This is a genomic window from Shewanella livingstonensis, from assembly GCF_003855395.1.
GTDB lineage: Bacteria > Pseudomonadota > Gammaproteobacteria > Enterobacterales > Shewanellaceae > Shewanella > Shewanella livingstonensis.
Genome location: NZ_CP034015.1, coordinates 3,146,586 through 3,158,835 on the forward strand (window position 1 = coordinate 3,146,586; position 12,250 = coordinate 3,158,835).

10 protein-coding genes and 2 pseudogenes are annotated in these 12,250 nt (G+C 39.6%); 2 read left to right on the forward strand and 10 right to left on the reverse strand.

Annotated elements, in window-relative coordinates; all coding sequences use genetic code 11:
- Nucleotides 1-12: 12 nt before the first annotated feature.
- Complete coding sequence (locus EGC82_RS13575; protein WP_124731239.1) at nucleotides 13-1,134, reverse strand: ISAs1 family transposase; 1,122 nt, start codon at nucleotides 1,132-1,134, stop codon at nucleotides 13-15.
- Between the two features lie 566 nt (nucleotides 1,135-1,700).
- Complete coding sequence (locus EGC82_RS13580; protein WP_124731240.1) at nucleotides 1,701-2,678, reverse strand: transposase; 978 nt, start codon at nucleotides 2,676-2,678, stop codon at nucleotides 1,701-1,703.
- A gap of 171 nt (nucleotides 2,679-2,849) precedes the next feature.
- Between EGC82_RS13580 and EGC82_RS13585 the strand changes: the two genes are divergently transcribed.
- Nucleotides 2,850-3,893: an IS110 family RNA-guided transposase gene (locus tag EGC82_RS13585; RefSeq protein ID WP_124731241.1), complete on the forward strand. Its 1,044-nt coding sequence runs from the start codon at nucleotides 2,850-2,852 to the stop codon at nucleotides 3,891-3,893.
- Nucleotides 3,894-4,329: 436 nt separating this feature from the next.
- Here the strand turns inward: EGC82_RS13585 and EGC82_RS13590 are convergent, their stop codons facing one another.
- The 4 genes and pseudogenes from EGC82_RS13590 to EGC82_RS13605 form a co-directional block, all read right to left on the reverse strand.
- Nucleotides 4,330-4,812 carry a hypothetical protein gene (locus EGC82_RS13590; protein ID WP_124731242.1) on the reverse strand — a complete coding sequence of 161 codons (483 nt, stop codon included), beginning with the start codon at nucleotides 4,810-4,812 and terminating at the stop codon, nucleotides 4,330-4,332.
- Nucleotides 4,813-5,044: 232 nt separating this feature from the next.
- On the reverse strand, nucleotides 5,045-6,019 hold the full coding sequence (locus EGC82_RS13595; RefSeq protein ID WP_124731243.1) for a retron St85 family RNA-directed DNA polymerase: 975 nt from the start codon (nucleotides 6,017-6,019) through the stop codon (nucleotides 5,045-5,047).
- A complete protein-coding gene (locus EGC82_RS13600; RefSeq protein WP_124731244.1) occupies nucleotides 6,010-7,032 on the reverse strand; it encodes a retron St85 family effector protein in 1,023 nt (340 codons plus the stop codon). The genes EGC82_RS13595 and EGC82_RS13600 overlap by 10 nt, the downstream gene beginning before the upstream one ends.
- A 583-nt stretch (nucleotides 7,033-7,615) precedes the next feature.
- Nucleotides 7,616-8,170: pseudogene (locus EGC82_RS13605) on the reverse strand (transposase); the annotation flags it as partial.
- A 217-nt stretch (nucleotides 8,171-8,387) separates the two neighbouring features.
- Here EGC82_RS13605 and EGC82_RS13615 point away from each other — a divergent pair.
- Nucleotides 8,388-9,815, forward strand: a complete 1,428-nt coding sequence (locus EGC82_RS13615) for an IS4 family transposase (RefSeq protein WP_124729089.1) — start codon at nucleotides 8,388-8,390, stop codon at nucleotides 9,813-9,815.
- Nucleotides 9,816-9,822: 7 nt separating this feature from the next.
- On the opposite strand, the pseudogene EGC82_RS21860 reads toward EGC82_RS13615, so the two are convergent.
- The 4 genes and pseudogenes from EGC82_RS21860 to EGC82_RS13630 form a co-directional block, all read right to left on the reverse strand.
- Nucleotides 9,823-10,340 (reverse strand): annotated as a pseudogene (locus EGC82_RS21860) (AbiV family abortive infection protein).
- Between the two features lie 107 nt (nucleotides 10,341-10,447).
- Nucleotides 10,448-10,948 (reverse strand): hypothetical protein, encoded by a 501-nt coding sequence (locus EGC82_RS13625; RefSeq protein WP_124731245.1) that lies wholly within the window; start codon nucleotides 10,946-10,948, stop codon nucleotides 10,448-10,450.
- A 418-nt stretch (nucleotides 10,949-11,366) separates the two neighbouring features.
- On the reverse strand, nucleotides 11,367-11,525 hold the full coding sequence (locus EGC82_RS21275; RefSeq protein ID WP_164839138.1) for a hypothetical protein: 159 nt from the start codon (nucleotides 11,523-11,525) through the stop codon (nucleotides 11,367-11,369).
- A 19-nt stretch (nucleotides 11,526-11,544) separates the two neighbouring features.
- A complete protein-coding gene (locus tag EGC82_RS13630) occupies nucleotides 11,545-12,093 on the reverse strand; it encodes an NAD(P)H nitroreductase (RefSeq protein ID WP_124731246.1) in 549 nt (182 codons plus the stop codon).
- Nucleotides 12,094-12,250 lie beyond the last annotated feature (157 nt).

Sequence of the window (12,250 nt, forward strand, 5' to 3'; positions counted from 1 at the left end):
GAGCATGAAAATTCACTTGCCAAAAATAACCTTTTCAAGGTAATCGGTGTTGCGATTGGCTTTCATTTGTTTTGCTCTTACTCCTTTCTTAAAGCTTGTCTCTGACTGAAGACGATTCACTGCAACATGCCTAACACCTGCCATGATTTCCGGTGCACCATTACGTCGGATACGACAATCATCTTCTTTCATTCCAACATCAAGTTTCCAGTGCAATCCATTTTCGATACTCCAATGTTCTCGGGCACTTGCTGCCAACTCTTCTGCCGTTAGCGTGGCTGAACTGATGTAGTATCTAAAATTTAACTCTTTGGATACTTTGCCTTTTTCTTTTCGATAAGAAATGATCACCCCAACTGTCATTAACATTGGCCAATCTGCCGCAGCGGGTATTTGACTCATGTCATTGGTCACAATACAGCACCGGTACTCTTCTCTATTCCGTTGGTAATCCGCTTCCTGAAATAGCGTTCCATCCTGACACTGGCGGCTAATTTCTGGTCCTAATAATTTCTCTACCTGGGAAAACAACATAGGCTGATTGCCTTTAAGTGCCAGCAGATAATTCGCTTCTTTATCCAAAATTTTCTGAGCTATCGCTTTCTGACATCCCATGGCATCGATGGTGACTAGGCAACCTTTTATTTCTAACAAGTCAAGCAGCACTGGGATGGCGGTTATCTCATTGGATTTACAGTCGGTTTTCTGCTGTCCAAGCACCACACCATTTTCACAAGCAAATGCGCTCACCATATGAATGGCATCCTTTCTATCAGACTGATTAAATGAACCTTTTAATCTTTTTCCATCAATAGCAATCACTTGTCCAGCAGTGACCTGGTGGCACTCTTGCATCCATTTAGAGAAGCAGGATTGAAACGTACTCATATCAATAGTGCTGATAACCCTCGCTATCGTGTCATGTTTAGGAATACCATTTTCAAAAGAGACAAATTTGCGTAACCAATCGAGACGGTAGTGTCCAAAATCCTCAATTTCTTCCCAGCCTTGGCATCCAGCAATCACTGCGCTGAGGGTAAGGAATAGGATATCAAAGAGTTTATGGACAACTTTACCTTGTTGACGGGGGTCATCAATGTATGAAAAGTACTTGAATAGCTGTAGTTGCGACATGGGTTAACTTACTTCTTACTAAAAAGAAGTATAAGATCACAAACTTAAGTCAAGGTAAAGCTTCGTGATCTTGCCCTGGTATTTCATATTATTCCTAAAGACACATAACGAGCCTGTAGAATTACTCGTTTTAAAATTTATTTTGATTAATGCACCAACAATATCTGAGTTCCTATTTTGATTCAATTATTTAGTGGTGTTTAGATTATTATTTAACATGCTGATGTATTGTTGTTTTTAAAGGGAGTATAAGGCGGGTTTGGTAAGTTTTTGAGGTAAAAAGGGCTTACCCCTTCTTAGTGCATCGCGTGTTGCAAGCAATAAACCAAGCAAGCAATAAACCAAGCCACCCATTTTAATTATAAATTAACATAACGCCTTTTCACTTTGATTGCGATAGCCCTAACCACGATTCAAATATAAAAATTGACTGAAAATCATCAATAAACTGAGCGTGCTGGGGGAAAAGCGAGCAACTCTGCAGATTAAAAGCATCACTGGTGGCTTGATATTAATCAAGCTGGAAATGAGGTTATTATTGTAGTTTGTGTTTTATACGTTCACTCTTAAGCGCATAACCAACGCTGGCAGTTTGATGCGCCTTGTCGTCGTTTTCGCTCTAAGTGTTCACAATATTCTGTTAATGCCGGTAATGCCCCTACTGCACCTTTGAATAATGAGCCAAACTCGGTAGTGATTTTCAGCCAGTTTTCAGCTGGAATATTGAGTCTATTAAGAATATCTTGGCTACTTGAGCTTATCGCTCCACGCTTGTCCTCTCGAATAATACGACCCGTATCTTCTACCAGTACGATGTAGTCTTTTACATTGAACATCAGCCCATTTGGCATATCTAGCCGCTCATTGCCGACAAAAGGCAATAATTCTTTGGGTTGCTCACCTTTTATGGCGGAGTTAATTCGACGTTGAATACTGGTGTAGTCTGAGGTTTCTGGAGTTGTCGCCATCTTGGCGCGAATTGGATTCAAATCGACATAGGCCATGCAACTTAACACGGCTGCTTCATCTAATAATGCTTGCGATTTAAACCGCCCTTCCCAGAATCTGCCAGTACATTTATCTTCTTTGTTGGCCATTCGCGCAATCGGTTCACTTAAGGAGCGCATAAACCAACTTATATCAACTAACCGTTGTCTGTACTGGATTATGCAATCATTCACGATGTTAAGTTCAAATTCGTTTAGGTCTTCACCTTTAACAAACTTCTGTGTCAGTAATGTGCCTTTAAAGCCTTTGTGCCATTGCATAAGCACGTCTTTATCTGACCAGTTTTTTGCTTTATTTGCATCCACTTTAACAACTACATGCAAATGATTGCTCATCACGGAGTAAGCACAGATATCTATGGCAAAGATGGTGGCAAGCTCAAGAATACGTGAGTCAACCCACTCACGCCTATGCTCAAAGTTCTCACCCGTTGAATTATCCATTCCACATAAAAATGCCTTACGTACCACTCGTGAACAGCAGTGGTAATAAGCTGTGTCATCTAAACTAACGATTGTTTGTCTTGGTCTGGCCATCTTTAAGTACCATTTAGGAAGGGTAAATAAAGCGTAGTTTATTGTCTATTATTTAGCCAACTATTATGGGTGGCTTTGTTTTATATTGGGTGATGAGATGGACGCTCCCTAATACGGCGTCAATGCGCCAAACTGATGTTGAACCATACAGTTACTTAAGGAGCGTCCACCATGAAAGTTACCACTATCGCGATTGATTTGGCAAAAAATGTTTTCCAAGTTTTAGGAATGGATAGCCATGCAAAGCAAGTCTTCAATAAACGGTTAAATCGCACTCAACTGATTGAGTTTATGTTGCAACAACCCCATTGCAATGTGGTCTTTGAGGCTTGTTATTCATCCCATTACTGGGGACGAAAATTTCTTGCTATGGGGCATAACGTTAAGCTCATTCCTGCCCAACATGTCACCCCGTTCGTGCGAGGCAGTAAAAATGACAACAATGACACAATGGCGATTTTTGAAGCCAGCTTTAGGCCAAACATTCGTTTCGTGCCAGTGAAAACCGAAGAGCAGCAAGAAATATTGATGTTACACCGAGTCAGAGAACGATTAGTGAAAGAGAAAACTGCCTGCACTAATCAAATTAGGGGGGTATTAGTCGATTTTGGGATTTGCTTTGCCCAAGGTTATAAAGCATTTGAAGTGGCTATGTGGGACATCATTAACGATGCGTCACAACGTCCCATTATTAAACTGATGGCTAATGATTTCTGGGATGAATATCAAAGTGTTAATACACGTTTAGACAGAATTAATACCTTGATAAAAAAGCTTGTCGAACGTGACCCTAATGGAAAAATATTACTCAGCATTCCAGGTGTTGGGCCCATTATCGCGTCAACGTTTGTTGCATCAATTGGCAAAGGCCAGGCGTTTAATACTGCTAAAGAACTGGGGGTGTGGCTGGGGTTAACCCCCAAGCAATTTGCCTCTGGCCATCGAAGTGTCAATGGCAGTATTACCAAACGAGGAAACTGCTATTTACGCAAACAGCTTATTCATGGAGCCAGAACCGTTGTCAGCCATGCAAGTAAAAAACAAGATGATTTAAACCTCTGGATAACACAGTTAAGAAGCCGAAAAAGCATCTGCAGTACGGTGGTTGCCACGGCTCATAGACTCGCCAGACTGATATGGGTTTTATTACAAAAACAAGTGCCTTATGCTCCGCAATATACTGCTAATCAAGGAGCAAACCATGGTACTTGTTAACACTGTTGTCGCTATCTTGCAGAGCTCGGTCTGGCCAAGGACTCCGAGTCCGACTGGGTGATAAGAGCCGCAAGATAGCACATTAAATACTCACCAGGGTTGTTGTGAACGATGAAGAAATGGCTCAGTCCAACCAGTGCTAGCCCGAATAGGCCAAGGATAGGAAAAACCTAATCCGCATGGGTGTTTCAATTGACCGGCGCAGTGGTACGGATTTCATTAGGGGCGCAGCTTGGCTGTTAAGCCCGTATATATGGCAGTACAACCGCTTCTAGCGGTAAATGAGCGCATCAAAAGCAACGATAAGAGTGAGAATGTTGTACAGAAAACTAAGGCCAAAAAGCCTTCGGTGAGCAGAGTATTATCTTGACTCACCGGGAGCGTCCATATATGGCTTAGTTTTATTCGTAGTCGGAACTAGTATATCTTATGAGTATTAATACCTCATACTCGATTCAACATCGGCCATAACATCTTCTATACTCAGGCCACTAATTCGCATTAACTCAATTGTTAATGAGTCTATCACTTGAAAGCCCCTATCAATATTAGCTCTAGCTAGCTTGACTCTTTTTAATAAATCTTTTCTTCCCTGTTGAGTTGCAAATAACTCTGGATCGTCATAAAAGAAGTTATGTATGATAAAATTTCTTTCCTTAAGAGTAAGCATTAGTGCATCTTCTGAATCTTGGCCAACCTTAATTACTCTTTTTAAATCTCCAATAAGGCGCCCAAAAACAAACTTGGAAAATTTAGCCATTGAGGTGTCGAATTCATCATTCGACAAAGGACCTAATTCCAACTCCTTTAAAATAGTTAAACAGTAACCAATGGAAAATTCCAGATGTTGTGATGCTTGCACAATGGCACCGACTTCATGGTAGATACATGTAAGGTCCTTCTTTAAAGCTTCATTCATATTCGAACCTCATATTTATAATAATTATTGATTAGCAGCATGTCTCGAGAAGCAAGTTGAGGATGATTATAGCCCCCTGAAAACTAGATGTTCCACTGAAGGGTATTTTAACATTAATAACTCCTTACGGGTTCTTGGACAAAAAACGTTGGAGTAATTAATTCTAGATAGTTTTGTATTGATTAGAAAAAATATTTAGATATTTCGAAGAACCAAATGTAGTTAAGGGGAATTATTTTACTAAACCGGTTTTCAGATGAGCGCATCTGAGATGTTTACCTATAGCATATGATTGTTTAGCTAGGCGTTTAAATAAGACATCACCATGCAACACAATCAACTTTTCATAATATTCAGGTTCGATGTTTCTCATATGCGATATAATGCCGTGAAGATAGGGTATGTCGCTATTATTCAATTTTTTATTTGAATATAAATGAACAAGTCCTCTTATTTTTTTCCTAAGGTTTCTTCCAACAGAAATATTACCATCATGAGTTAATATAACTCCAGTAACTCTTTGTGACCTCCCCTTGCCTATAAGTCTTGTTTTTTTATCATTAACTAATAGATTTGATTTATTATCTAAAGAAATAATGTGAACAACATGTGCTTCAACTTTCTTTAGATCCTTGTAACAGCAGCCTGAAAAAGTCAAGTCATCTGCATATCTGGAGTAACGAATAGAGTTTTTATGACAAAAATCTCCAATTGCAATGTCAAAGTGTTTCATAACTAGATTTGAGAGCATTGGCGATGATGGAGCACCAATTGACAACTCTAATAGTGAGCCTACTTCTACAAACAAATATCTAGATAAAAACATTCTATCAAGATCATTAAAATCATAGCCCAAATCACCAAGTGTTCTGAATAAATCACTTGGTTTGATTGAAGGAAAGAAGTCTTTAAAGTCCATTTTTAATAAGAAGTCTGCTCCAGTATGAATCAAAGCATTATCTTTTATCGACCGCCCCTTTTCATAAGCCATTGAAAATTCTGAACGATCAATACCGCTAAATACAATATCAACAATTGCTCTCTGAATATTTTTAACAAAAGGAGATGGTTGGCGTATTATACGGTCCCCCCCATTTCGCTTTTTAATTGAAAACGCCTTATACATGGAAGGAGCACTTCTCATATTAGATATGAGCTCATGCATTGGTAGTCCAAGATGTTCAGCTACCTTTGAAATCAATTCCATACTGAATTCTCATCTATGATGTTAAACCTAGATCTTTCTTTATCGGAATAATAAGCAAACTGATTTACTCTTATTTCTGACAAGGTAGAAAAGCCAGTTTCATCTTTTATTTTTTCACTATACGAATATTTAATGAACCCTTTGTTTTTCGCTGTTGCCACATAAAAAACATCGCCGTTAGATTTTTTCTCAATAAAATCAAATACTGTCAATATATATATACAACTCTTTACCAACTGGGTCGTAGCATCTTTAATTTCAAAATATGTTTGTAGATAATCAACAATTTCATGTAATTTCAGAGCTAAAAAACTGTAAATCAAATCTCCAATAATAAAGCAAAGGTGACCATTTCTTGAGTAATCTAACGTTGGGTTCTGAAGGGCTATCGATTCACTTTTATTTGAGATATCTTGAACTATCAACGCTGCTTTTTCATGTATGACTTCTATTTTGTTAGGTAGTAAAGTTCCAATTTGATCTTTGTCATAACCTTTAACAATATAATGAACATCCCAATTATACCTTAAAACTATTCGGCTATTATCTTCCAAATGTTTAATCGGACCTAATGTAATATAAGAATCTTCTGATATTGTTTTTTCATTTACAACTAATATCAACTTTTCTGATAATTGTTTTAATACACTAAAGCTGCCAAGCTCAGCATAAGCACCAGGGGCTTCAAGTATTAGAACTATTGCACCAGCCATATCTGCTATTGCTAACTCAAAATCAATTAAGTTCTTAACAGTTCCATGTGAGAGCCAATCCTGATAGCTTTCAGCTAAAACTATTTTTTCATTAAACAAGGGAAACTTATGAGATACGTCCAATGCCGCTTTTCTCATAGATTGATAGATTTCGGGTTTATCATCTTCACCTTTCCCTCTAGCAGTTGGCTTAGTACAACCACCACATAGAAAAACAAAGTTAGGTAGGTTTTTTAACCTAAGTTTTTTTAAATCTAGGCAATATAGAAATTTTTCTCTTACGTCGCATAATTCATTCATTTTTTAGACTTAGGATTGGAAAAACCCAGCATTTGCTGGGTTTGTATTGCATATCTTTACCTTAAAGGGCACGGACGCCGCGACAAATCGGCTTGCCGATTTTCGTGGTGGCCGTGCTCAGAAAAACTAACAATCAAACACTTCTAGTGATACACCAGATGAAGCAGATCACGCTTCTAGCGCGTAAAGACAGTTCTATATAATCAAAATGTGGAAGTTAGGTCAATGAAAATAATCATAAATCAGGATGAAATCTTAAAATTTGGATTTATATATCGTTTAATCTCACATGGAGTCTGCTAACTATGCCATATATGGACGCTCCCGGTACCATAGGAACTATCACTAGGAACTATGCCACCCAATTTTATGATAGTTAACATAACTTCTTTTAGCTTTGATTGCGATAATATTCTGCACGATTCATATGTATAAATTGAATAAGAATTATCAACAAACTGAGCACTAAATGGAAAATAGTGAGCAATACTGCAAATCCAACACAGCACTAGTCGCTTGATTGATGTCAAGCTGGAAAGGAGGTTATTATTTGAGTGTTTGTTTTCGTTTTTGAGATTAAACCTTAAGCACACAACCAGCGCTGGCAGTTTGATGCGCCTTGTCGCCGCTTTCGCTCCAGATGCTCACAATATTCTGTTAATGCAGGTAATGCCCCCACTGCACCTTTGAATAATGCGCCAAATTCTGTAGTGATTTTTAACCAGTTTTCTTCAGGAATATTAAGTCTATTAAGAATATCTCGACTACTGGTACTAATGGCACCGCGTTTGTCCTCTCGAATTATGCGTCCGGTATCCTCTACCAACACAATATAATCTTTAACACTGAACATAAGGCCGTTAGGCATATCTAATCGTTCATTGCCGACAAAAGGCGGTAACTCACTTGGTTGCTCGCCTTTTATCGCTGAATTTATGCGACGCTGAATACTGGTGTAATCTGAAGTTTCAGGAGTCGCAGCCATCTTGGCGCGAATTGGATTCAAATCAACATACGCCATGCAAGCTAATACTGCTGCTTCATCCAGCAATGCTTGAGATTTGAATCTACCCTCCCAGAATCGACCTGTACATTTATCTTCTTTATTGGCCATTCTTGCTATCGGTTCGCTGAGTGAATATGTGTTATAACTCGCTAGCTACCCAACAAAGTCTTTAAAGCTATATTCTCCCTCAGTAATAAGGTTTTCTTTTACCATTTCCTCAAACCAGTTATTTAGAGCCTCTTTCATTAACTCCATAGGGCCTGACTCTTCTACACAAATCTGAAGCAAAATGAACTTTGTGACAAATCGATGATCAGATCTGGTAACTCAATCAATTTGCAGATTAATAATGTCTATTTTCAACGCAGAGCAATGGTCATACAATCACTTTAAAAACGGTTCATTTGGTGACTCACGTCGCACTGACCGTGTCATCGAAGTTGCTGCCGACATGGCGCGTTGTAGCGGTAAGTCAATCGCTTTATCATGTCGAGGTAATGAAGCTAAAGTTGAAGGGGCTTATCGATTGATCCGTAATGACAACATTTCTCCAGAAGTGATTAGAGCTTCTGGTTTTCAACATACTGCAGAGCTTGCCCAGCCCTATGCTGAGATATTAGCCATTGATGACACCACTGCGTTGAGTTACAAACACCAAGTAGCACAAGAGCTTGGCAAACTGGGGACGACGACAGATAAATCACGTGGTTGGTGGGTTCATTCAACCCTGCTATTAGACAGCTTCACGACTCAGACTATCGGGCTTATTCATCAAGAATACTGGCTTCGTCCTAATAACCCTGAAGATGCTGACGAAAAAGAAAGTGGTAAGTGGTCAGAAGCGTCCTATTTCTGCCGTCAACGCTTGGGAGACATCATGTCACGGGTCATTTCAGTGTGTGACAGAGAAGCAGATATATTGAGTTATATTCAAGATAAGCAGAAGCATAATGAACGTTTCGTTGTTCGAGCGAAACATTCAAGAGCACTGGTTGAGACAGGACCTAAGTTATTTGAACACCTTGAGTCACAAGCAGAACTGGGTGAATACACTATCGATATCGCCCAGAAAGGGACAAAAAATAGTAAAGGGAAGCCTGTAAACCGCGTAGCCAGAAAAGCCAAGCTAACCATTAAAGTGGCACAGGTTACCTTCAAAGCAAAAGGTGAAACTCAGCCTGTCAATGTGGTGTACGCTCAAGAAAAAACATCAAAAAACGTGACCGAGCCGTTGCGCTGGATGTTATTAACAACAGAGCCAATCGATACGTTAATTCAAGCACTTCATATTATTGATATTTACACCGCAAGATGGCGAATTGAAGATTTTCATAAAGCATGGAAAACGGGTGCAGGAGCTGAGCGCCAAAGAATGACAGAGCCTAAGAATTTAGAAAGAGCGGTTTCAATCTTAGCGTTTATCGGCGTCCGTTTACTGCAACTCAGAGAAGCCATCACCCTCCCTTATTATTTACGTAAAAAAGGGCTGCTTGAGGAGGCCAAAGCAGTGGAGGCTCAACGCTGTGACACGGTGCTCGAAGAAGATGAATGGAAGGTGCTAATGCGGTTTAATAAGCCTAGAGGGCATAAAGATAAAGGAGCGCCGAGTCTGAAGTGGGCGTATCAATCAATCGCAAAGCTGGGTGGTTTCACCGATACCAAACGAACAGGGATCGCAAGCTGGACGGCGGTTTGGGAAGGTTGGAGTACATTACAGTCTCATGTTGTAGGCTACCGAGTCGCGAAAGAAATGATTGCTGATGGCGAGAGCTTATGAGATCTGATCAAGAGACAGCCATAGGGCCTTTCCATACAGGTTTGATATGTTTTACCCAAAGCTCTATTTCCTTAGAAGTATAAATACTATCTTTACACATAATTTTGGCTATATTAAGAATATTTTCTGTATTCTCTTTATCTATGATTTGGTCAGGAACTGACCAATGAGCTTTTCCAAGACAATCAGTGTAAAAGCCTACTTGTTTAAGGTTATCTAAAAGTAAAGGGTGTTCGGCCTTTTCATCATATAATGATTTAAACTCTTCAAGCTTATTTGCCCCACTTGAAACTAAAGACGGAAATAGCCACATAACATTTTTTTGGTATGAGAACGATAGGCTTTCCACGCATCTTTAACTTGATCACCATTTTTAGCTAATGCTAGCTCACGTAGAATACTTACTTTACCCGACTCTTCGATTGATAAAATCGACAAAGATAAGGCAGAAGGAAACCGATTCAGGTTAAATAATATTTCGGCATCCTCGCTTAACCGCCGAGCATTATCATTAGCAGCATTCATACCCGCTGCAATTTGAGCTGGCTTCAGTGAATTTTTCCATTGACCTAATCCTTTAGACACGAGCACCTCATTGAAAAGGGTTATAACGCTTAAATAAGGGGTGCGCGTTAGCGTGTCCCAGCAGGCGCAGCCTGCGAACTTGATTTACTTGTTACATACTTTCCATACGCAAATATGAAGGAGGTAAGTACGACCATGCCCCAAATGGTTGATACAGAAAAGTGATACCAAGCCCAAGACCAGCCACCCTCAGAAACTCTGAAAACAAGCTCAGATACCAAAAGAATGCCCGGAACGACAATGCTGATTGGCGCGGTAGTAAAAATAATATTTTTAACTATATCTGAGGCGCTGGTTTCAGGTGTTATTGCGTTCAGCCTATCCCAACCAATATTTCCCCATGCTACACCGGCTACAAGATAAGAGGTTTCTAATAAAGTTTTGATCAACAAGTTATCACTAAGCGGCCCTTCTAGTAGTAGTTGCAGATAGTAATATGCTAACCACAGAACAAAGAAACCTCCAACAAAGTGCAATAGAATGAATAACCATTTAAATGCTTTTTTTGATCTTTGCCCTGTAAATCTTGGTTTGGTCCAGAAACTCAAATTACTCTCCAGTTTGTATGCAACAGCTTATTGAACGGCAAAAGAGATTTAAAGTCGGCCGTTTAAGTTATTGATTAATATCATCCTACATTTAGTATCTTATTAATGTAAAGCCATTTTATTTAACTCCATTGGCAAATAAAAGCGAGCTTGCGCGTTAAAAGTGGACTCAATATTCGACAAAAAATAAAAATACATCAATTTCAATGCATTACAAATTCATCGATTTATTACTAGTACTACTTTAGTTTACTTATTAGCCGATTCAACTTAAAAACACACCAAAAACCATTACAACTGGTTTTATACACAGTACACACTACATAAAGGTGGGAGACATGGCTGGCACTGGATATATATCTGACATTTGTAAGTCGGTTACTAATGAAGTTAAAGCTAGATCGTTCCCTATCGAAAATTATGCGTTTTTCATCATTTTTCGTCTAGAGAGCAGTGGGTTTGCAAAGGCTGATTTATGAACAAGAATGCGCTTTACCCCTTTGCTCTGGTGTGGGCGAAGCGCCACGACGTTGGTGGCCGCAGGCCATTCATCAAAATGAAGATGGCCATTGGTCATAACCCCAACCTTGCAATGCTTACAAATAACGCGCAAATTGCTGACCACTTTTAAGCGGTTTAGTGGGTGCGACCACTGCTGGGGTGCCGACATATAAAAAGCCAACAATTTGATCATCTGCGGCTAATCCTAATGCATTATTCACATCTGCATTAAAAGCAAAATCGCCTGTACGCCATACTGCACCCACACCAATCGAAAATGCCGCTTGTTGCATGGCCATTGTGGCGCAACCCGCTGCAATATGCTGCTCAATGGCTGGCACTTTGTCATGCGCTTGTGTTTTGGCGACTACCGTAATCACCATAGGTGCACGATAAGGCATGTTGGCGACTTTAGTCAAAAAAGCTTCATCTGCGCCACTTTTTTTAGCCGCATCAACAAAAATATCTGCCAACTTAGCTAAGCCATCATCTACCGCAATAATAAACTCCCAAGGCGTTAATGCACCGTGGTCTGGCACTCTTGCTGCGGCATCAAGCAAAAAAGTGAGTTGTTCTGCATTTGGGGCTGGTGCCACTAAGCGAGGAGTCGATTGGCGAGTCAATAACAGTTGTTTGGCGTCCAAGATACAATCCTATTGAATAAATTATGCCGCCGATATTAGCAAAAATCCCACGCATTAGGTGGGATTTTTTAGGGTTGTTCTATGTAACCTAAATTCGTAATAACAAATGCCTCTCAAACAATCCTTTGTTATCCTTTGTTATCCTTAGTTCAGGTGA